The sequence below is a fragment of the Paenibacillus sp. PSB04 genome (genome assembly GCF_025809195.1).
In the GTDB taxonomy this organism is placed as follows: Bacteria; Bacillota; Bacilli; order Paenibacillales; family Paenibacillaceae; genus Paenibacillus_AQ; species Paenibacillus_AQ favisporus.
The window spans coordinates 6,291,143-6,311,483 of sequence record NZ_CP081301.1 but is presented as its reverse complement, the minus strand read 5'-3'; the positions used below and the strand labels follow the sequence as shown (position 1 = coordinate 6,311,483).

At 53.6% G+C, this 20,341-nt stretch carries 18 protein-coding genes; 17 read left to right on the top strand and 1 reads right to left on the bottom strand.

The window, feature by feature from the left end:
* Nucleotides 1-101 precede the first annotated feature (101 nt).
* From K2F33_RS29020 to K2F33_RS29000, 5 genes are all read left to right on the top strand, one after another.
* A complete protein-coding gene (locus tag K2F33_RS29020) occupies nucleotides 102-782 on the top strand; it encodes a ribonuclease HII (RefSeq protein ID WP_256993124.1) in 681 nt (226 codons plus the stop codon).
* A 391-nt stretch (nucleotides 783-1,173) separates the two neighbouring features.
* Entirely contained in the window at nucleotides 1,174-3,228 is a 2,055-nt protein-coding gene (locus tag K2F33_RS29015; RefSeq protein WP_263880264.1) for a hypothetical protein, read from the top strand.
* Nucleotides 3,225-3,527: an EscU/YscU/HrcU family type III secretion system export apparatus switch protein gene (locus tag K2F33_RS29010; RefSeq protein ID WP_076168193.1), complete on the top strand. Its 303-nt coding sequence runs from the start codon at nucleotides 3,225-3,227 to the stop codon at nucleotides 3,525-3,527. The genes K2F33_RS29015 and K2F33_RS29010 overlap by 4 nt, the downstream gene beginning before the upstream one ends.
* Nucleotides 3,524-3,910 carry a YraN family protein gene (locus K2F33_RS29005; RefSeq protein ID WP_263880263.1) on the top strand — a complete coding sequence of 129 codons (387 nt, stop codon included), beginning with the start codon at nucleotides 3,524-3,526 and terminating at the stop codon, nucleotides 3,908-3,910. Before K2F33_RS29010 ends, K2F33_RS29005 begins: the two co-directional genes overlap by 4 nt.
* A gap of 353 nt (nucleotides 3,911-4,263) precedes the next feature.
* A complete protein-coding gene (locus K2F33_RS29000) occupies nucleotides 4,264-4,623 on the top strand; it encodes a phage holin family protein (protein ID WP_076168189.1) in 360 nt (119 codons plus the stop codon).
* Nucleotides 4,624-5,314: 691 nt separating this feature from the next.
* Here the strand turns inward: K2F33_RS29000 and K2F33_RS28995 are convergent.
* Nucleotides 5,315-6,907 carry a YifB family Mg chelatase-like AAA ATPase gene (locus K2F33_RS28995; protein ID WP_076168184.1) on the bottom strand — a complete coding sequence of 531 codons (1,593 nt, stop codon included), beginning with the start codon at nucleotides 6,905-6,907 and terminating at the stop codon, nucleotides 5,315-5,317.
* A gap of 337 nt (nucleotides 6,908-7,244) precedes the next feature.
* On the opposite strand from K2F33_RS28995, the gene K2F33_RS28990 reads away from it, so the two are divergent.
* The 12 genes from K2F33_RS28990 to fliF all read left to right on the top strand — a co-directional run bounded on the left by K2F33_RS28990 (nucleotide 7,245) and on the right by fliF (nucleotide 20,341).
* The gene (locus tag K2F33_RS28990) at nucleotides 7,245-7,715 is read left to right on the top strand and encodes a MarR family winged helix-turn-helix transcriptional regulator (protein WP_076168181.1); all 471 of its coding nucleotides are present in this window, start codon (nucleotides 7,245-7,247) and stop codon (nucleotides 7,713-7,715) included.
* A gap of 322 nt (nucleotides 7,716-8,037) precedes the next feature.
* Nucleotides 8,038-9,198, top strand: a complete 1,161-nt coding sequence (gene sucC, locus K2F33_RS28985; RefSeq protein ID WP_076168179.1) for an ADP-forming succinate--CoA ligase subunit beta — start codon at nucleotides 8,038-8,040, stop codon at nucleotides 9,196-9,198.
* 34 nt (nucleotides 9,199-9,232) lie between these two features.
* On the top strand, nucleotides 9,233-10,162 hold the full coding sequence (gene sucD / locus K2F33_RS28980) for a succinate--CoA ligase subunit alpha (protein ID WP_076168177.1): 930 nt from the start codon (nucleotides 9,233-9,235) through the stop codon (nucleotides 10,160-10,162).
* Between the two features lie 128 nt (nucleotides 10,163-10,290).
* Nucleotides 10,291-11,409, top strand: coding sequence for a DNA-processing protein DprA (gene dprA / locus K2F33_RS28975; protein ID WP_263880262.1), 1,119 nt, complete (start codon nucleotides 10,291-10,293; stop codon nucleotides 11,407-11,409).
* 53 nt (nucleotides 11,410-11,462) lie between these two features.
* Nucleotides 11,463-13,565, top strand: a complete 2,103-nt coding sequence (topA, locus tag K2F33_RS28970) for a type I DNA topoisomerase (RefSeq protein WP_076168175.1) — start codon at nucleotides 11,463-11,465, stop codon at nucleotides 13,563-13,565.
* Nucleotides 13,566-13,590: 25 nt separating this feature from the next.
* Entirely contained in the window at nucleotides 13,591-14,931 is a 1,341-nt protein-coding gene (gene trmFO / locus K2F33_RS28965; RefSeq protein WP_089546541.1) for an FADH(2)-oxidizing methylenetetrahydrofolate--tRNA-(uracil(54)-C(5))-methyltransferase TrmFO, read from the top strand.
* A gap of 18 nt (nucleotides 14,932-14,949) precedes the next feature.
* Nucleotides 14,950-15,492: an ATP-dependent protease subunit HslV gene (gene hslV, locus K2F33_RS28960; RefSeq protein WP_076168171.1), complete on the top strand. Its 543-nt coding sequence runs from the start codon at nucleotides 14,950-14,952 to the stop codon at nucleotides 15,490-15,492.
* Nucleotides 15,493-15,508: 16 nt separating this feature from the next.
* Nucleotides 15,509-16,912: an ATP-dependent protease ATPase subunit HslU gene (gene hslU / locus K2F33_RS28955; RefSeq protein WP_076168169.1), complete on the top strand. Its 1,404-nt coding sequence runs from the start codon at nucleotides 15,509-15,511 to the stop codon at nucleotides 16,910-16,912.
* Between the two features lie 532 nt (nucleotides 16,913-17,444).
* The gene (flgB, locus tag K2F33_RS28950) at nucleotides 17,445-17,852 is read left to right on the top strand and encodes a flagellar basal body rod protein FlgB (RefSeq protein WP_076168168.1); all 408 of its coding nucleotides are present in this window, start codon (nucleotides 17,445-17,447) and stop codon (nucleotides 17,850-17,852) included.
* A 12-nt stretch (nucleotides 17,853-17,864) separates the two neighbouring features.
* Nucleotides 17,865-18,308 (top strand): flagellar basal body rod protein FlgC, encoded by a 444-nt coding sequence (gene flgC / locus K2F33_RS28945; protein WP_234489631.1) that lies wholly within the window; start codon nucleotides 17,865-17,867, stop codon nucleotides 18,306-18,308.
* A 41-nt stretch (nucleotides 18,309-18,349) separates the two neighbouring features.
* Nucleotides 18,350-18,661: a flagellar hook-basal body complex protein FliE gene (gene fliE / locus K2F33_RS28940; protein ID WP_076168164.1), complete on the top strand. Its 312-nt coding sequence runs from the start codon at nucleotides 18,350-18,352 to the stop codon at nucleotides 18,659-18,661.
* A 99-nt stretch (nucleotides 18,662-18,760) separates the two neighbouring features.
* Entirely contained in the window at nucleotides 18,761-20,341 is a 1,581-nt protein-coding gene (gene fliF / locus K2F33_RS28935; RefSeq protein WP_076168162.1) for a flagellar basal-body MS-ring/collar protein FliF, read from the top strand.

The window sequence follows — 20,341 nt, the reverse complement described above, 5'->3', positions numbered from 1 at the left end:
GATGTCGTTTTTCGTTGGAATCCGCTGCCCGAACATAGTACAATAAAAAGGATAGATTGCGAGTTTGATAGACTTGCCAGGGGAATGGGCGGGAATACCCCTTGGCTCTTGCAGCACGAAGGAGGAAAGACAGCATGGATACGGAAGAGATCGAGCAGTCCCCGAGGGACCTGCTAAAATATGAACGCGAATACATAGAAAGAGATTACCGGTACATAGCGGGTGTGGACGAGGTTGGCAGAGGCTGTTTATTTGGCGACGTGGTGGCGGCGGCCGTGATCCTGCCGGAAGGACTCGTTCTGGAGGGCGTCGACGATTCGAAAAAGCTGAGCGCTAAAAAACGGGACCTTCTGTACGACGTGATTATGGAGCAGGCGCTTGCCGTCAGCGTAGGGTACGTGGATGCCCGAACGATCGATGAAATCAATATTAAGCAGGCGGCCCGCCTGGCGATGAAAAAGGCGGTGCTTGGCCTGACGATCGCCGCGGATTTTTTGCTGGTGGACGCGGAGCATGTGGACGTGCCCGTTCCACAGCTGGCGATCATCAAAGGGGACGCTAACAGCCAATCGATTGCCGCGGCTTCGATCGTGGCCAAGGTTAACCGGGACCGGCTGTGTGAAGGGGAGTGGGAGGCGAAGTATCCCGAGTACGGCATCGCGATTCATAAGGGCTATGCAACCAAATTGCACCGTGAGCAGCTGGCGGCTCTGGGACCGACACCGATGCATCGACGCAGTTTTTTGAAAAATATGGAAGTTGTGCAGCAGACCCTGTTCTAGGGCTGCTGTTTTTTTGCCAGGTAAAATGGAAACTCGGGTGTCGCGATGTAAACTTTTATAAGGAAAAAGTATCAGACTTTTGGAAGGTGCGTTTTCCTGGATAAGCATCTCCAAGCTTTGATTCAGAAAACAGGCCAACCTGAGGTGCAGGGTCGGCATTTCGCGTCATCTCTGTTCCTCGCGGTATTCAGCCAGATTCGTAATTTGTTGGACGGTATTTTACATTTCATGTTTGAAGAGCTGAGCATTTGCAGCAATTATGAAGTTAGGGGACGATCTTTGGGTGAAAAGAAACAACGGGGATCGTGAACGCAGATAGACGGACTACAGCCCGCGGCTGGTTCGGCCGATAAATAAATAAACGAAGGAATACGGAAGGGGGAGAGGGACATTGAATATCGGTTCACTGCTGCGCGGCATGATGGGAGACACCAAAGCGGGCGAGACCAAACAGCTGGATTTGAAGGAAGGGCAAGTCGTCCGCGGTGTTGTGCTGAGCGTCTCTGAGGACGGACAGGAGGCCGTGCTGCAGATCCAAGGCGTCAAAGTACGGGCGGCACTGGAAACGCCGCTTCAGCCTGGCCAGGCAGCGGTCCTGCAGGTACAGCCGGACAATGGCGGCGGCCTTCCGGTATTGAAAGCGATGGAGGGTTCCCCTTATGGGTCCGGGACTCCGTTGTCGCTTGCGGATGTGCTGCAATCGCTCGATCTGCCGGATACGCCGGAGAATCGGACCATGCTGGAGGCGCTGAGGTCTTCGGGCGTATATGTGACAAAAGAAAACGCAGCCGTCTTCAAAGACGCGCTGGCGTTAAAACCTGCCGGGGTCAGCACGGAGCAGTGGCTTGGCGCCGCATCGATTGCCAATCAGCGCGGACTGCCGCTGACGGCCGAAAGCGTTCGCGGGCTGCAGCAGGCGGTATTCGGCCCGCCGGTGCACCAGCTGCTTCACGTGCTGGAGGAACAGCTGAATGCGTTCACCGCGCAGGCTGGAGCGGGTTCAGAGGAAGCGGGGGCTGCAGTCAAAAGCGGACAGGGCGTTATTACGCCTCAGGCTTCGGGGCAGCAGCCGCCGGCTTCGTTACCCGGAGCGGCTGCGCAGCCGGGGGCTGGCAGCATAGCGGCTCCCGAAGCGGGGCCAACGGCCGGTGTCCGCAGCCCAAAGAGCACCGAGGCGGAGGGGGATGCCGGGAAGGCGGCGGGGCGCGCGGCTGACGGCACATCCGCGGCCGGCACGGCTGCCGCGGCGTCCCATCCAGCGGCGGCGCTTCAGCCGCTGGTCGCCAGGCTGCAGGCGCTGATGCAGCAGCTGCGCGCGGCACCGCTCACGGGTGCCGCCGCACCAACGCCCGCCCCGGCTGAGCCGGCGGGCGGGCCTGCGGCCGGCGGCTTCGCCGCGCCGGCCGCGGAACCTGCGCCGCAGCACGCGGCGCAGGGAGGCGAAGGCCCCGCAGGCACGGGGCCTTCGCCGAAGACGCCCCTGGCCCACGGCGCGGAGCCGTGGGTGGGGCGTCTCTTGAAGCTGCTCGGTGCGGAGCACGAGCAGCAGGGTGTGCGCGCGGCGCTGCTGCAGCCCGCGCAGGAGGCCCCGCAGGGGCCGGGTGCCGCGGCGGGGAACGCGCGGCAGCCCTTGGCTGCACCGGCCGCAGGCCAGGGTGCAGCGGCAGTGGCAGGCCCGGCACAGCCGGGGCCTGCGCCGGGAGCGGCGAGCGCGGCAGGGGCCGCCGCCGCTCAGCCCGCTCCCCAAGCCGCGGACGGTCCGGAGCTGACCGTCCGGCCGCATGCGGTTCAGCAGCAGCCTCCCGGCCCGGCGCATCACGCCGTGCGGCCGGAGCAGCTGGCTGAGCCCGCCGCGCGGATGGAGCAGGCGCTGCAGGAAACCGGGCAGCGCGACACGCTGAAGGGGCTCCTCCTTCAGCTCGTCCAGGACGACGCTGCGCCGCCGGCCTTGAAGGAGGCGGCGCAGCAGGTCATCTCGCAGCTGACCGGCCAGCAGCTGCTCCTGAACACGGACCGGACGGCGCCGTTCGCCCAGGTCACGTTGTTCCTGCCCTTGAACGGGCCGGACGGCCAGGAGACGGCGTCGGTGCATGTCCAGTCCAGGCGCGGCCCCAAGGGTGAACTGGATGCATCCAACTGCCGCCTGTGGTTCGACCTTCAGATGAAGCATCTCGGGCAGACGCTGATCGACGTCCAGATCGTCGACCGGATCGTCAGCCTGAAGGTCCATAATGATCAGGAATGGGCTCAGTCCCTGGTGGAAGACAGACGGCCTGAAATCGCTGACGCTCTATCCTCCATCGGCTATCAGCTTCTGACGCTTAAAGCCGCTTCGCTACCGTCTCCGGCCGCTGAACTGCCAGCTGGCTTGAGTGCGGCCATGGGCGGCCACCGCGTGGCGGACTTCGTGCCGCAGAGCTACAAGGGGGTGGATATGAGGGTATGAGCAGCAAGCCGCAGGAGCCGTCCCCAAGTTTGAAAAAGGCCGTCGCCCTCAAATACGCGCCCGGTGACAACGATGCCCCGGTCGTCGTGGCGAAGGGCCGGGGAAAAGTGGCGGATACGATTCTCGAGACGGCGAAGGAACACGGGGTTCCCGTTCAGGAGGACGCCGCGCTGGTGGAGGTTCTCTCCAAGCTGGACCTGGACCAGCAGATTCCGCCGGAGCTGTATCACCTTGTCGCGGAGGTTCTCAGCTATATTTACCGGGCGGACCGGCTCGCTCGGGAAAGGCCGTTCGAATGAACGGACGCCAAGGAAAAATGAAGGATAACCGCCGCCAAAAAGGAGCAGCCGCTGAGCGGGCGGCAGCCGACCTGCTGCTCTCCGCAGGTTACCGCATCCGCGACCGGAACTGGCGCTGCCGCAGCGGCGAACTGGACGTGGTCGCCGAGGACGGCGGCGTCATTGTTTTTGTGGAGGTGCGCAGCCGGACCGCCGGCACCTCCTTCGGCACAGCCGCAGAATCTGTTAATTTCCGCAAAATCCGCCAGGTCCGCAGCACGGCCGAAGTGTATCTTCATGCACACCGGCTGGAGGGCCGCGAGGTACGCTTTGACGTCGTCGCCGTGGAACTGGGGCGCGATCTAAGCATTGCCGCGATTAATCATATACAGGGGGCGTTCTAGGACGAGCCCCTAATCAAAAACTTCCAATACCATGCGATTGGAAGTTTTTTTATTACCCCATTTTCACTGAGCTAGCACGATCCTCTCAATAGACAACTAACAGCGGCAGTGCATCCAGATCGGCCGGCTTTATCCGAGAGGTGGAAAAGTGGACGTATTATTGTAATTATTTACCTTATGGTGAAGGTGATTTGAACTCGTCATAGAATAAGCTAAGTAAGAGGGATGTGTGAACTTGCCTAAAAGAGAATTTTTCCTAGGTATCAACATCAGAGGATGACAGTATCTTTTTTTGAGCTTACTTCAACCCGTTCTTCATCGAAAGGGGAAACGACGATTTCGTGGGAGGTATCATGAGGAATATTCTGAATTTTCTTGTTACCTTTTTGGTGTTCTGGATAGGCAATGAGTACTTTAATCCATATCTTTCGATAACAGATACTAAAACTTTGCTGATTGCATCCCTTTTGATGTTCCTTATTAGTCTTTTATTCAGTTTAGCCATGGTAATGTCGGTGATGCTGATCACTGTAGGGATTGGGTGTTTAACCACTCCGGCTTTAATGTTGGCTTCTATCGTGCTGACTCCCATTAAACTTTGGCTTCTGGACAAATACCTGTACGGATTTGAAATACATGGATTGTGGACATATGTCATTCTTACTTTGGTTCTTAGCCTATTCACAGTGAAAGTAAAAGAGAGGCATGATTGACGATATGGCAAAAAGCCTGTGAGAACATTTACGAATTGAGGAGGAACCTGTGTTTAAAAATAGACACTGGAAAAAGTATCTCATTCTACTTGCCATTACGCTGCCCGTTTTTATTGTTTTTATATTTATGCTGCCACATGATAAACAGCTTATTGCACTAGGTATTTGTCCATCCATATTCTGGATATTGTATTATTCATGGATCGCAATGGAGAATAGAAAAAAAGATAGATAGAACAATTATTGAATTAGATAATGCGAAGTTCTATCCTGCCAATAGGGGCGTTTGGCTGCCCGATGATTTACCTGCCAAGTTTTAAATTTGATCCAGATGTGATGACCGGGTTTTGAAAAGAGAATGGATTGACGGAAATAACCTGCCGCAAATGGCAGGTTATTTTTTGTTGTGAACCCCAGTGTCCAGTTTCTTCAGATGATTTACAATAAGGCGCATTATATCCCTGTAGCGTCTGAGGCTGCGCATCTATCTGCTGATAGAGCTCAACGTTTGTTTTCTGGAGTTTAGATATCGTTGCCTTTATCCCTTCGACTTAGAGCATAGATCATGAAGCCGGAAGGCCGAAGGGGTCGAAGGGCAGCCTGCATCATTTTATTTTCGTAATAGTACGCAAAATATTGACTTAAACCATGAATCACTTTACTAGCGTTTATACCGCAAATTTGCTTCCTTTCACCCCACCCCCGTAATCTGCGGCCGGTCCAAATTCCTGTACTGGATCGCTTCCGCCACATGGTTGAAGGCGATATTCTCCTGGCCGTCGAGGTCGGCGATCGTCCGGGCCAGTTTCAGGATGCGGTCATATGCCCGCATGCTGAGGCCCAGCGTTTCGATCGTCTGATGGAGCATATCGGCTGAAGCGGAGTCGAGCCTGGCGAAACGCCGGAGCGCACTGCCGGTCAGCTCGCTGTTCCAGCCGCCGTAACCGCTGCCGTATCGTTGTTGCTGACGCGCATGGGCTTCGAGCACCTGACTGCGCATTTCAGCCGAGGACAGGCTCGGTGCATCCGTGGACCATTCCTTAGGACGGGGGACCTCGACTTGAAGATCGATCCGGTCGAGCAGCGGACCGGAGATTTTGGCGCGGTATTGGGCGATCCGGCTGAAGCTGCATGTGCATTGATGTTCCGGGTGATCGCTTCCGAGGTACCCGCACGGACACGGATTCATCGAAGCCGCCAGCATGAAGTGCGCCGGGAAGGTGTGCACGGCACGGGCCCTGCTGATCGTCACCGTTTTGTCCTCCAGCGGCTGCCGCAGCACTTCGAGCACTTGGCGGTTGAATTCCGGCAGCTCGTCCAGAAACAGGATACCCCGGTGAGCTAGGCTGACTTCGCCCGGCTTGGGTATCGTTCCTCCACCGATCAGTCCTCCGGAAGAGATGGTGTGGTGCGGGGAACGAAAAGGACGTCTGCGGATCAGTCCTGAGCCGGGTTCCTTCAGTTTTCCGGCTGCGCTGAATATTTTGGTCGTTTCGAGCGCCTCCTGCTCGGTCATGAAGGGCAGGATGGTCGGCAGGCGTTTGATGAGCATCGTTTTGCCGGTTCCGGGCGGTCCGATCAGCATAATGTTGTGCATGCCGGCGGCAGCAATCGTGAGCGCCCTTTTGACATGGAGCTGGCCGAGCACGTCGGCATAATCTTCTGCAGGAAGGTGATCGGATACGGAATTAGCGGCAGTCCCCGGTGCTTTCAGCAGCGGGGACAAGCTTTGAATCCGGAGGGGCTGGTCTTTGCCGGGCACATCAGCAGCCGAGTGTTCTGCGGCCAGCTCTCGCAGCTCGTTTAAATGCCGGATGGCATAAATATTCATTTGATCGATTAAGGCGGCCTCACCGGCATTTTCCACCGGCAGCAGAACGGCGGTGAATCCCTCGCGCTTCGCCCTGTCCACCATGGACAGAACGCCGTTAACGGGCCTCAGGCTGCCGTCGAGCGCCATTTCTCCGATGAGAAGCAGCTTCTCATCCTGCGGCAGCAGAAGCTGTCCGCTCGTTACGAGAATGCCGAGGGCAATGGCCAGATCAAACGCAGAACCTTCCTTTTTCAGATCGGCCGGTGCGAGATTGATCGTGACGCGCTGAAGGGGGAAGGTGAAGCCGCAATTTTTGATGCCCGCCCGGACACGTTCCACCGCTTCCCGGATGGCGGAGTCCGGCAGTCCGATAATGCTCGTCTGCGGCAGTCCGTTGGAAATGTCGACCTCCACCTGAATGATAACCCCGTCAATTCCGTATAAACATGTACTGTGCATTTTTCCATACATACAATAAAGCACCCCTATTCCCCGGCGGTTTCCCTGGACAAACGAGAACGGGATCGCCGTAGTTGACGGAAAAAAGGTGCTTCCTTATTTTCGCTTAAGTTTACAAAAATTGTAGGACCGTAAGCAGTAAAAGTCAAGATGGGAGGCATCGGGGATGGGAAATAGAGGTATGCTTGTAAGGGAGTGATTCAAGACCGATTTGTTGTTTAAAATTTAAAAGTATACAATATAATTGGACGGAATCAGTTGTCTCTGTAGAAGATATCGCGCAATTACTATGATAATGTGACAAAATTATGATAATATTATGACAAGAAGGCAGGTGAAGACGAAAGTGATGAAACCAAGTGAAATGAATCCGCAACTGCAGCTGGAAAATCAGCTGTGCTTTACCATCTATGCCTGTTCGCGAGAAATCACCAAGCTGTATCAGCCCCATCTGGAGAAGCTCGGTGTGACATATTCCCAGTATTTGGTCCTGCTTGTGCTTTGGGAGCGGGGACAGTGTACCGTGAAGGAGCTTGGGGAGGCTCTTTTCCTGGACTCCGGCACCTTGACGCCCCTGCTGAAGAGACTTCAGGCCGCTGGTCTGATTCACCGTGAGCGCTCTGCCCAGGACGAACGGAAGGTCATCATCACGTTGACGGACGAAGGAAACAAGCTGAAGGAGAAGGCGCTGAACGTTCCGGCCGCCATGCAGCAGGAGCTGTGCCTGAACGAGAGCGAATTCGGGCAATTGCTGGGCCAGTTCAAGAGTCTGCTGAACCGTGTCCATCACAACAACGAACAGCAAGAGGGCAAGATGTGAAGTGAAGAGCGATTTTTGCAGACCAACATCTGCAAATTTGTCGCTCTTTTTCCCTGTTATCCATGAAACCATGTTGGAACGATGCAAGGCTCCAGGTGGAATTATATCGGACCTAAGACGTTACTTGGAGGGCGGATTTTACCATCAAATCCCAAATATTCTCTCAAACGGATTAAACCGATATCAAAAAGCTGTCGATGGAAACGCAGTTTCTTAAGGTAAGCGTTTTAAAAACATGTTACAATAGCTTGGGTTTATATTATTTTCCAAGAGATATCAGAACCCGCCTTGTAGCAGTCATGTTGATAGGAGGATACCGTAAATGAATATCCATGAATATCAAGGAAAACAAGTGTTAAAGCAGTACGGCGTTACCGTTCCGAACGGAAAGGTGGCCTACACCGTGGAAGAAGCGGTTGAAGCCGCTAAATCCCTGGGCAGCCAAGTCACGGTTGTCAAAGCGCAAATCCATGCAGGTGGCCGCGGTAAAGCCGGCGGCGTCAAAGTGGCCAAGAACCTGGACGAGGTTCGTGCTTACGCGGAGGAAATCCTCGGCAAAGTGCTCGTTACGCATCAGACAGGCCCGGAAGGTAAAGAAGTCAAGCGGCTTCTGATCGAAGAGGGCTGCGATATCCGCAAGGAATATTACGTCGGCGTCGTTGTTGACCGCGCTACCGGACGTGTCGTGATGATGGCATCGGAAGAAGGCGGAACGGAAATCGAAGAGGTTGCCGCTGCAACGCCTGAGAAAATTTTCAAAGAAGTGGTGGATCCGGCCGTAGGCCTGCAGGTTTTCCAAGCACGCAGACTGGCTTATGCGATCAACATCCCTAACGAACTGGTCAACAAGGCGGTTCAGTTTATGATCGCCCTGTACACCGCTTTTGTTGACAAGGACTGCTCCATTGCAGAAATCAACCCTCTGGTTGTAACGGGTGACGGCAATGTCATGGCACTCGATGCCAAGCTGAACTTTGACTCCAACGCACTGTTCCGGCACAAAGACATTCAAGAGCTTCGCGACCTGGACGAAGAGAATGAAAAAGAAATCGAAGCTTCCAAATACGACCTGAGCTACATAGCTCTCGACGGCAACATCGGCTGTATGGTCAACGGCGCAGGCCTTGCCATGGCCACGATGGATATTATCAAGTACTACGGCGGAGACCCGGCCAACTTCCTCGACGTAGGGGGCGGTGCCACGAAAGAGAAGGTTACCGAGGCGTTCAAGATCATCCTGTCGGATGAGCAGGTCAAAGGCATTTTCGTCAACATCTTTGGCGGAATTATGCGCTGCGACGTCATCGCCGAAGGCGTGGTTGAAGCTGCCAAGCAGCTCGGTTTGACCCGTCCGCTGGTTGTGCGTCTTGAAGGAACCAACGTGGATCTGGGCAAGAAAATTTTGGCCGAATCCGGCCTGAACATCGTGCCTGCCGACTCCATGGCTGACGGCGCCCAAAAAATTGTCTCACTCGTAAAATAGAATCTTTAAAATACGATAGGGGATGTGAACAAACGTGAGTATTTTGGTCGATAAAAATACAAAAGTCATCACACAGGGCATCACCGGGAAAACCGCCCTTTTCCATGCGAAAGGCGCCCTTGACTACGGCACGCAAATGGTCGGAGGAACTTCTCCGGGCAAAGGCGGCACCAAGGTTGACATTACGCTGGAGAACGGCCAAACGGTCAGCCTGCCCGTATATAACACGGTTGTAGAAGCCAAGGAAGCGACTGGCGCAACTGCAAGCGTTATCTACGTACCGCCGGCATTTGCGGCCGACTCCATCATGGAAGCCGTCGATGCGGAAATGGAACTGGTCATCTGTATTACAGAAGGCATTCCGGTGCTGGACATGGTCAAAGTGTCCCGTTACATGGAAGGCAAGAAAACCGTCCTGATCGGACCAAACTGCCCAGGGGTCATTACACCTGGAGAATGCAAAATCGGTATCATGCCTGGGTACATCCATACTCCGGGACATGTGGGCGTTGTATCCCGCAGCGGAACGCTGACCTACGAAGCGGTTCATCAATTGACGACCCGCGGGATCGGCCAGTCCTCTGCGGTAGGCATTGGCGGCGACCCGGTAAAAGGCTCGGAATTCATCGATATTTTGAGCCGCTTTAACGATGATCCGAACACTTATGCTGTGATCATGATCGGCGAAATCGGCGGAACGGCGGAAGAAGAGGCAGCGGAATGGATCCGCGCCAACATGACCAAGCCGGTCGTCGGCTTCATCGGCGGCGTTACTGCGCCTCCAGGCAAGCGCATGGGACATGCGGGCGCTATTATTTCCGGCGGTAAAGGCACGGCGAAAGAAAAGATCGCCAAGCTGGAGGAATGCGGCATCAAAGTCGCTCCGACGCCTTCGGAAATGGGATCTACACTGGTAAGCGTTCTGGAAGAACGCGGCCTGCTGGAAAAATGCACGACTCACTAATATAAACCGGCGTTATTTACGGTTCAAAGGTAAGCAACCTTTTATTTCTCCATCCGGGGGATAAAGGGTTGCTTTTTTGTGTTTTCAACACCAAAAAACTGGAAAATATAAGGAAGGGCGGGATTGGCGTGAAGGACGAACGGTGGCTGTTGATCGCACTGCACGAGACCGAGGGGATCGGAAGGAAGAGTATTGCCAGGCTGCGCGGGCAGCGTATGTTCTCCGGGGACATGCTCCATTATAATAGTAGAGATTGGGAGGAAGCAGGTTTTCCCGAGGAAAAGGCGAAGCTTTTATCTGAACGAATCACAACCGATTTGATCGAAGAGCTGAAATCCCGTAAGCTTGAGGGAGGCGCCGGCATCCTGACTTTTTTGGATGAGGATTACCCTGCGTATTTAAAGGAGATAGCGGAGCCTCCATGGGTATTGTACTGCACTGGAAAACGGGGATTGCTGCAAACGCCCGGCGTCGCCATGGTCGGGACAAGGGTACCTACGGCCTATGGCCGTAAGGTCGGCCAGGAGCTGGCGGAGGGCATCAGTGCGGCTGGGTTCACGATCGTCAGCGGCATGGCCAGAGGCATCGACAGCGTGTGCCATGAAGCCGCTCTTGCCTGCGGAGGCAATACGATTGCGGTGATGGGGACCGGACACGGCGTGATCTATCCGCCGGAGAACAGAGGATTGTATGAGCGGATCGCCGAGGATGGACTCATTCTGACGGAGTATCCTTCCGGGACCAAATCGCATCCCGGTTTGTTTCCGCAACGCAACCGTATCATCGCCGGCTTGACGCTAGGGACACTGGTCGTCGAAGCGGACTCGCGCAGCGGTTCTTTGATTACCGCGGATTTGGCGCTCGAAGCCGGCAGGGATGTGTTCGCCGTGCCTGGGCCGGTCACCTCGCCCAAGAGCCGCGGGGCGCTGAACTTGATTAAACAAGGGGCCAAAATGGTGCTGAATGCCGAAGACGTCATCGAAGAATATGATTCATGGTTGCCAAAAGGGTTTGAAGATACATACAATAGGGAGCGTCAGATGTTGGAGGACACGCGGCTGCCTGCAGATCATTTGACAATGGATGAGCTTGGGATATACCATATATTGGAACAAGGGCCGTCTACATTGGATGAGCTGCTGCAGCAGACCGGATGGGATTTTGGACATTTGCATTCAGTTCTGTTATCTTTAATCATAAAAAAGCAGATTACCCAATTATCTGGTGCTATATACAAGCTTATATAACAAGAGTCTATTGACTAACATTCACAGAATTGTTCGGAAAGGGGGATGAACCTATGGCTGACTCACTTGTCATCGTAGAATCGCCGGCCAAGGCGAAAACGATCGGCAAATATTTAGGCAGCAAGTATATCGTAAAAGCTTCGATGGGTCACGTGCGTGATCTCCCGAAGAGCCAAATCGGAGTTGAGGTCGAGAATGACTTTAATCCGAAATATATTACGATCCGCGGAAAAGGCTCCGTATTAAAGGAACTCAAGGACGCCAGCAAAAAAGTGAAAAAGGTTTATCTCGCAGCTGACCCCGATCGCGAGGGTGAAGCGATTGCCTGGCATCTTGCCCATGCCCTGGAGCTCGACGATACGGATAGCTGCCGCGTCGTGTTTAACGAAATTACGAAGCAAGCGGTCAAGGATGCATTTAAAACGCCGCGCAAGATCAATATGGACCTGGTCAACGCACAGCAGGCCAGACGTATTCTGGACCGGCTCGTCGGTTACAAGATCAGTCCGCTTTTGTGGAAAAAGGTAAAGAAAGGTTTGTCCGCGGGCCGCGTTCAATCGGTTGCGGTCAAGATTATCATCGACCGGGAGAACGAAATCAACGCGTTTATTCCGGAGGAATACTGGTCCATTACGGCCCAGCTCGCCAAGGGAGATTCCGTTTTTGAGGCGAAATTCCAGCAGCTGAACGGCCAGAAGAAAGAACTGTCGCGAGAGGATGAAGTAAACGAAGTGCTCGCTGCCATTAAGGGAGCCACCTTTAAAGTCAGCGAAGTAAAGGAAAAGGAACGCCAGCGGCATCCTTCGCCTCCGTTTACGACAAGCTCCCTGCAGCAGGAAGCTGCCCGGAAGCTTAATTTTCGTGCCGCCAAAACGATGTCCGTCGCCCAGCAGCTGTACGAAGGCGTAGAGCTCGGGAAAGAAGGGACCGTCGGCCTCATCACTTATATGCGTACGGACTCCACCCGGATTGCCGGATCGGCCCAGGAAGAAGCCAAGGAATTTATCAGCGGGAAGTACGGGGAACCGTTTGTCCCTGAAACACCGCGGGAGTATTCGAAAAAATCGGCGAACGCCCAGGACGCCCACGAAGCGATCCGCCCGACCTCGGTCATGCGCGATCCCGACTCGGTGAAGTCGTTCATGAGCCGTGACCAATACCGTCTTTACAAGCTGATTTGGGAACGTTTCGTTGCCAGCCAGATGGCTTCCGCCATACTGGATACGCTTTCCGTTGATATTGCGGCCGGGCCTGCCGTATTCCGCGCATCCGGTTCGAAAGTCCGCTTCCAGGGCTTTATGAAGGTATACGTGGAAGGCAACGACGACGGCACGACGGAAGAAGAGAAGTTTTTGCCTGCCTTGGCCGTAGGGGATAAGCTGAAGAAGGAAGATATCGAGCCGAAGCAGCACTTCACGCAGCCGCCTCCGCGCTACACCGAAGCCCGGTTGGTCCGGGCGATGGAGGAGCTCGGCATCGGACGGCCAAGTACGTATGCGCCGACGCTGGAGACGATCCAAAAGCGCGGTTACGTGGCGATCGAAGAGAAAAAGTTCGTTCCGACAGAACTGGGTGAATTGATCATCGAGCAAATGGAACAATTTTTCCCGGAAATTCTTGATGTGGAATTTACGGCCCACATGGAAGACGATCTCGACCATGTCGAGGAAGGCTCGGAGGATTGGGTCAAGGTGCTTGCCGAGTTCTATTCTTCCTTTGAAAAGCGCCTGGAAGTAGCCGAAGAAGAAATGAAGGAAATCGAAATCGAGGACGAGGTATCGGACGAGATTTGCGACAAATGCGGCCGACCGATGGTATACAAATTGGGGCGGTTTGGCAAATTCCTCGCCTGCTCCGGATTTCCGGACTGCAGGAACACGAAGCCGATCGTCAAAGATATCGGCGTCACCTGTCCGAAATGCAAGGAAGGGCATGTGGTCGAGCGCCGCAGCAAGAAGGGGCGGATTTTCTATGGCTGCGACCGTTATCCGGAATGCGATTTCGTATCCTGGGATAAACCGTCGCCGAAGCCTTGTCCGAAATGCGGCTCTCTGATGGTTGAGAAGCGCAACAAGCAGGGAGCACGTCTCCAATGCACGGCATGCGACCATACCGAGCCCCTGGAAGAGAACGAAGACAACGAAGAATTGATGTAATTGTAAACAGCAGGGGGTAATGAAGTTGACAGAAGTACAGCAGGTAACCGTCATCGGCGCGGGTCTGGCAGGCAGCGAGGCTGCCTGGCAGATCGCAAGCCGGGGGGTTCCCGTGAAATTATACGAAATGCGCCCGGTCGTGAAGACGCCCGCGCACCATACGGACAAGTTCGCCGAGCTCGTCTGCACCAATTCGCTGCGCGCCAACGGACTTACGAACGCAGTCGGCGTCATCAAAGAAGAAATGCGGATGCTGGATTCGCTGATCCTGAAGTCCGCCGATAAAAATGCGGTTCCTGCCGGAGGCGCTCTGGCGGTGGACCGCGACGGTTTTTCCGGGGATATTACGAGCACTCTCCATAACCATCCGCTGATTGAAGTCGTAAACGAAGAAATTCAGCATATACCAGAAGAAGGGATTGTCGTCATCGCCACAGGCCCGCTGACCTCGCCTGCACTCTCCGCCGAGATCAAAGCACTTATGGGCGAAGAGTATTTCTACTTCTACGATGCTGCGGCTCCAATCGTCGAGAAAGACTCCATCGATATGAGCAAAGTATACCTGGCTTCCCGTTATGATAAAGGCGAAGCGGCTTACTTGAACTGTCCGATGACCGAAGAGGAATTCAACGCGTTTTATGACGCGCTGGTCAATGCGGAAGTCGCGCAGTTGAAAGAGTTTGAGAAGGAAGTATACTTCGAGGGCTGCATGCCGATCGAGGTCATGATGAAGCGCGGCAAGCAGACGGCGCTGTTCGGGCCGATGAAGCCGGTAGGGCTGGTCAACCCGCACACGGGTGAGCTGCCTTATGCGGTCGTGCAGCTGCGTCAAGATAATGCCGCCGGTACGCTGTACAATCTGGTCGGCTTCCAAACCCACCTCAAATGGGGAGAGCAAAAGCGCGTATTCTCCATGATTCCGGGGCTGGAAAACGCGGAATATGTGCGCTACGGCGTCATGCACCGCAATACGTTCATCAACTCTCCGAAGCTGCTCCAACCGACCTATCAGCTGAAAACGAATGAGAACCTGTTTTTTGCCGGTCAAATGACGGGGGTAGAGGGATATGTGGAATCTGCCGCATCCGGGCTTATAGCGGGCATTAATGCAGCGAGAAAGGCGCTTGGACAGGACCTTGTCGTGTTCCCTGACACAAGCACACTCGGCAGCATGGCTCATTATATTACGACCGCGGATTCGGAGCACTTCCAGCCGATGAACGCCAACTTCGGCTTGCTGCCGAAATTGGAGAAGAAGATCCGCAACAAAAAGGAAAAGAACGAGGCGCTGGCCAATCGGGCTTTGGAGACGATTGCCGCGTTTATCAAGGAAGCCGGTCTGGCAACCGAACATCAGGAAGTATAGATTAGGAGGTCTGTAGGTATGGATTTATCTTTTCATGCGACAACCATTTGTGCTGTACGCCATAACGGAAAAGCGGCGATCGCCGGTGACGGCCAGGTGACCTTCGGTGAAAATGTCATTATGAAGCAGACCGCCAAAAAGGTGCGCCGCCTGTACAGAGGCCAGGTCGTTGCCGGCTTTGCAGGCTCCGTGGCGGACGCCATTACTCTTTTTGAAAAATTCGAAAGCAAACTGGAGGAGCATCACGGCAATCTGCAGCGTGCCGCCGTGGAGCTCGCCAAGGACTGGCGCCAGGATCGCGTTCTCCGCAAGCTTGAGGCACTCATGATCGTTATGGATAAAACTGGCATGCTGCTCATTTCCGGAGGCGGTGAAATCATCGAACCGGACGACGACGTGCTGGCGATTGGCTCGGGAGGCAATTTTGCGCTCTCCGCCGGACGGGCGCTGAAGCGTCACGCCCAGGACTTGGAAGCGAAGGATATCGCGCGGGAAGCTTTGAAAATTGCTTCGGAAATTTGCGTATACACCAATGGAAATATCATTGTGGAAGAGCTGTAAGGGTGGAGGAATGCATATGGATAACCAAAGTTTGACGCCAAGACAAATCGTGGCCGAACTGGATAAATACATTGTAGGCCAGAAGCAGGCGAAGAAATCCGTCGCCGTCGCACTGCGCAACCGTTACCGCCGCAACCGGCTTCCCGAGGATGTTCGGGATGAGATTGTACCGAAGAACATCCTGATGATCGGTCCGACGGGTGTGGGCAAGACCGAAATTGCCAGACGTTTGGCGAAGCTGGTCAATGCGCCGTTTGTGAAGATCGAAGCCACCAAATTTACGGAAGTGGGATACGTCGGCCGCGACGTGGAATCCATGGTTCGCGATTTGATCGAAACGTCCATCCGCATGGTCAAAGCGGAGCGTACGGAAAAAGTAAAAGACCGCGCCGAGGAGCTCGCCAACGAACGAATCGTGCAAATTCTCGTTCCGCCGGCTGGCAAAAACAAGGCGCAGCGCAACCCGTTTGAAATGCTGTTCGGCAATGGCAACCAGAACGCACAGGATACGGAAGAGGATAAGGAGCAGGACAGCACCGTGACCGAACGCCGACGCCAGGTGAAGTTTAAGCTTCAGTCCGGCAGCCTGGAAGACGACATGATCGAAATCGACGTGGAGGACAACTCGCCGACGATGATGGATATGCTGGCCGGGCAGGGGAATGACCAGATGGGCATGAACATGCAGGAAATGTTCGGTAGCCTGCTGCCGCGCCGGACGAAGAAGCGGAAGCTGCCGATCCGGGAAGCGCGCAAGGTGCTGACGCAGGAGGAAGCGACCAAGCTGATCGACATGGACGACGTCATCGCCGAGTCGATTCTTCGTGCAGAGCAGTCGGGCATTATCTTTATCGACGAAATCGATAAAGTTGCCAGCCAGGGCAAAGGCTCTGGGCCTGACGTGTCCCGTGAAGGCGTCCAGAGGGATATTCTGCCGATCGTGGAAGGGTCGACGGTCATGACCAAATACGGCCCCGTGAAGACGGACTTTATTTTGTTTATTGCCGCAGGTGCATTCCATATCGCCAAACCTTCGGACCTCATTCCCGAGCTTCAAGGCCGGTTCCCGATCCGCGTGGAGCTGAGCAGCTTGTCTCTCGACGACTTTGTGTCGATTCTGACCGAGCCGAAGAACGCCTTGACCAAGCAGTATACCGAGCTGCTCAAAACCGAGGACATCGAGGTCGAATTCTCATCTGAAGCGATCCGGGAAATTGCCAAAATTGCTGCGACCGTCAATCAGAATACCGAGAACATCGGTGCGCGCAGGCTGCATACGATTTTGGAGAAGCTGCTCGAGGATTTGTCGTTTGAGGCGCCTGAATTGACCTTGGAGAATATGACCATCACGCCGGAATACGTGCGCGAAAAGCTGGGCGACATCGCCCAGGACCGCGATTTGAGCCAATATATATTGTAAACCGACAACCGTCACAGTGTCAGTGGGGACATGTCAGAAGGATGAAGATCCTTCGGGCATGTCTTTTTTTGTTGTGCTAAGGAAGGGACCACTGGAAGGACAGTGGCGACATCGTAAGAACCTCTCTGGGAGGTATAACTATAATCCTGCGCTCGTATGCAAGGGAGGGGTTATTTTACGACACTTTCGCAAATCTGAAATTCTAGGACTATTCAAGCTGAGTTTTTATCGAAATGTGACAACAGGCCTGTCCTATGTAAGCCCACAAACCCTTATCCTGCAAAGATTTAGCAAAAATTTCAGAGAAATTAAGAACAAAGACCTTCTTTCTGGTAAAAGATAGGGCTTTTTTCTTATTGTAATATGTCCCAATCTTTAAGAAACTTAGGATATACGACAATATAGTAATTTTTTCTACTTTAGACCTAGAATAAGCAATATTTCTAAGGACTTTTGTCGAAAAAAAGTGAAATTGGGAAGAATGTTCCCCACGGACAAATAGTAAATTTATGGAAAATAAGGGGGATACGGAATGGATTTGCTGAACAGCGTCAGCTTTCAACGTTTGGAAGGCGGACTACAGGCCGCAAACGCGCGCCAGAGAGTCATTGCGAACAACATTGCCAATGTCGACACGCCTTATTTCAAACGGTCCGAAGTGTCATTTGAAAGCCTGCTCCAGCAGGAAATTAATGGATCTGCACCTCAGCTTCGCGGCAGGGTCACCGATCCCCGGCACTTCGCCATTGGACCTACGAATTCGGTCCCGGATCCAGTTGTAACGGAGGACCAATCGACAGCGATGAACAACAATATGAACAATGTGGATATTGACCGGGAGATGTCCGCACTGGCTGACAACCAGCTTCAGTACAACGCCTACATCCAGCAGATGAACGACCAGATCAAAATGATGCGGACAGCCATTGAAGGGAGATAATCGCGGGTGAACATGAACAGCAGCTTTGGGATCAGCGCTTCGGCGCTGACGGCACAGCGTTTGCGGATGGACGTCATTTCGTCCAACATTGCGAATGCGGAAACGACGAGAGCGTCGGTGGTTGACGGCAAAGCGGTGCCGTACCGCCGAAAGATGGTTGTGCTTTCGCCGAATGAATCGGATTTCTCCAGCATGCTGGAAGCACAAATGAACGGACAAAGTGCGGGGAAAGGTGTGAAAGTGGCTGCAATCCAGGAGGATCAGACGCCGCTGAAGCCGGTATACAATCCGACTCATCCGGATGCAGATGCACAAGGGTATGTCTACATGCCTAACGTGGATATCGCCAAAGAAATGATCGATATGATTTCGGCCACGAGATCTTACGAAGCGAACGTCACAGCACTGAATTCCTCAAAAGCGATGATCACGAAGGCCTTGGAAATAGGTCGATAAGCCTAGTCTGAATAAATAAATGCAGGTAAGGAGGGACATTGATGATTCAAAACTCGATGTTTTCGACACAAAGCATCCAACCGCTCGACATGAAGCAAAGCGCATCAAGCGCAAGCAAGACGCCAGCCCAATCCCTTAGCGATTTCGGATCTTATCTGGAAAATGCGCTGAACCAGGTGGCCGGGCAAGAGAAAGCCGCCGAAGAAATGAGCAATCAGTTCATGCTCGGACAAGTTGATGTGGACCAGGTGATGGTTTCTTCGCAAAAAGCGCTTCTCAGCCTGGAGCTGACGACGCAGATTCGGAACAAAGCGATCGAAGCGTACCAGGAGATCATGCGGACGCAAATTTAAAGGCTGCAGACAAAAGAGTGAACGAAGGATTTTGGCGGATCGCCTGAACCTATTCATTCATAGATTTATGCTAAGTTTTCGGGTGGGGTGGGTGACGTTGTGAACGAAAGAATCGTCCAGTATAAGGACAAGGTCGTTCAGTACTGGAATCAATTCAGCAAAAAACAGAAAATTTTATTTATTTCTACGATCGCTTTTATTATCATCGCCATTGTCGTGCTGACCATGCAGTTTTCCAAAACGGAGTATGAAGTGGCCTTCAAGGACTTGAATGCCAGCGACTCCGCAGGCATTATGAACTACCTCGATACGAACAACATCCCGTATAAATTGAGTCCTAACGGAACATCCATTTCGGTACCGAGTACGGAGGCGGCCCGCATCAAGGTCGATGTCGGCTCACAGGGACTCATTCAGAACGGATCCATCGGTTTTAAAACGTTCGATCAATCATCATCGATCGGCACAACCGACAGCGAGTTTAACGTCAAGTACAACAACGCATTGAACGGAGAAGTTGAGCAGCTGCTCACGAGCATGAACGGCATAAGTAAGGCTAAAGTCCTAGTGAACCTGCCGAAAGAAAGCGTGTTTGCAAGCGAAGAAGACCAGGAGAAAGCAAGCGCCTCAGTCGTGCTTACCTTTAAGCCGGGTTATCATCCAAGCCAGCAAACGATCGACGGGTACTTCAACTTGGTTAAGACCGCCGTACCGAATCTGCCGGTAGAGAATATTACGATCACCGAATCGGAGGGCAATACAGAGCTGCTGTCGTCGGCCCAAGGCGGTTCGGGAACGCTGTCCTCGTCCGTCGAAGAAAATTTTGCGCTTCAGAAAAAGTTCGAAAGCGAAGTTCGCCAGAACGTCAAAGAATTTCTGAGCCAGTTCATGGGACCGAATAAAGTCGATGTCCTCGTCGTCTCCAAGCTGAATTTCGATAAAGTTCAGAGCAAGGAAAACATGGTGACACCGGTAGATACGGAGAACATGAAAGGCATTGAAATCAGCGTTCAGGAAATTTCGAAGAATTATACGGGTAAGAGCAATCCGGATAGCGGAGTGGCAGGCACGGGCCAAACCCAGGTGCCGGGGTATCCAAGTAACTCGTCCACAGGTGACGTAACTTCCGAGGATTTGTCCAAGACGATCAATTACGAGGTTAACCATATTACCAAAGACATCGTTGCCAGTCCGTATACCGTAAAAGATTTAACCATAAACGTAGCAGTTGAACCACCAACGGGACAAACCAGTGTAGATCAACAAACCAGAGATGCCATTCAGAATATCTTGGTAAATATCGTAAGGGCATCGCTTGCCGATTCCGGTATTACATATACAGACGCTGATTTGGCTAAAAAAGTTTCGGTCTATTCGCAACCTTTCAGTGGTAATGTTACCCAGCCGAGCGGAATCAAGCTTTCCCAAGGCATGCTGTGGGGAATCGGCCTTGCCGCGCTTGCGCTGCTTGCGGGTGGAGGTTACCTGATTTACCGCCGCCGCAAGAACAAAGAGGAAATCGAAGAAGATCTTCCGCTGCCGCCTGCAGCAGAGTTTCCTTCCATTAATCTGGAGAGCGTGACGAACGAAAGTCAGGTGCGCAAACAGCTGGAGACATTGGCGAAGAGAAAGCCGGATGAATTCGTCAACCTGCTGCGCACATGGCTCGCGGATGAATAG

Excerpts from the sequence above, each read along its gene's own strand:
- K2F33_RS28990 (WP_076168181.1), top strand. The coding sequence starts at position 7,245 with ATGAAACCAAGTGAAATGAATCCGCAACTGCAGCTGGAAAATCAGCTG.
- K2F33_RS28995 (WP_076168184.1), bottom strand. The coding sequence starts at position 6,907 with ATGTATGGAAAAATGCACAGTACATGTTTATACGGAATTGACGGGGTT.
- hslV (WP_076168171.1), top strand. The coding sequence starts at position 14,950 with ATGGATTTATCTTTTCATGCGACAACCATTTGTGCTGTACGCCATAAC.
- flgB (WP_076168168.1), top strand. The coding sequence starts at position 17,445 with ATGGATTTGCTGAACAGCGTCAGCTTTCAACGTTTGGAAGGCGGACTA.
- topA (WP_076168175.1), top strand. The coding sequence starts at position 11,463 with ATGGCTGACTCACTTGTCATCGTAGAATCGCCGGCCAAGGCGAAAACG.
- K2F33_RS29010 (WP_076168193.1), top strand. The coding sequence starts at position 3,225 with ATGAGCAGCAAGCCGCAGGAGCCGTCCCCAAGTTTGAAAAAGGCCGTC.
- flgC (WP_234489631.1), top strand. The coding sequence starts at position 17,865 with ATGAACAGCAGCTTTGGGATCAGCGCTTCGGCGCTGACGGCACAGCGT.
- K2F33_RS29005 (WP_263880263.1), top strand. The coding sequence starts at position 3,524 with ATGAACGGACGCCAAGGAAAAATGAAGGATAACCGCCGCCAAAAAGGA.
- sucC (WP_076168179.1), top strand. The coding sequence starts at position 8,038 with ATGAATATCCATGAATATCAAGGAAAACAAGTGTTAAAGCAGTACGGC.
- K2F33_RS29000 (WP_076168189.1), top strand. The coding sequence starts at position 4,264 with ATGAGGAATATTCTGAATTTTCTTGTTACCTTTTTGGTGTTCTGGATA.
- hslU (WP_076168169.1), top strand. The coding sequence starts at position 15,509 with ATGGATAACCAAAGTTTGACGCCAAGACAAATCGTGGCCGAACTGGAT.
- fliE (WP_076168164.1), top strand. The coding sequence starts at position 18,350 with ATGATTCAAAACTCGATGTTTTCGACACAAAGCATCCAACCGCTCGAC.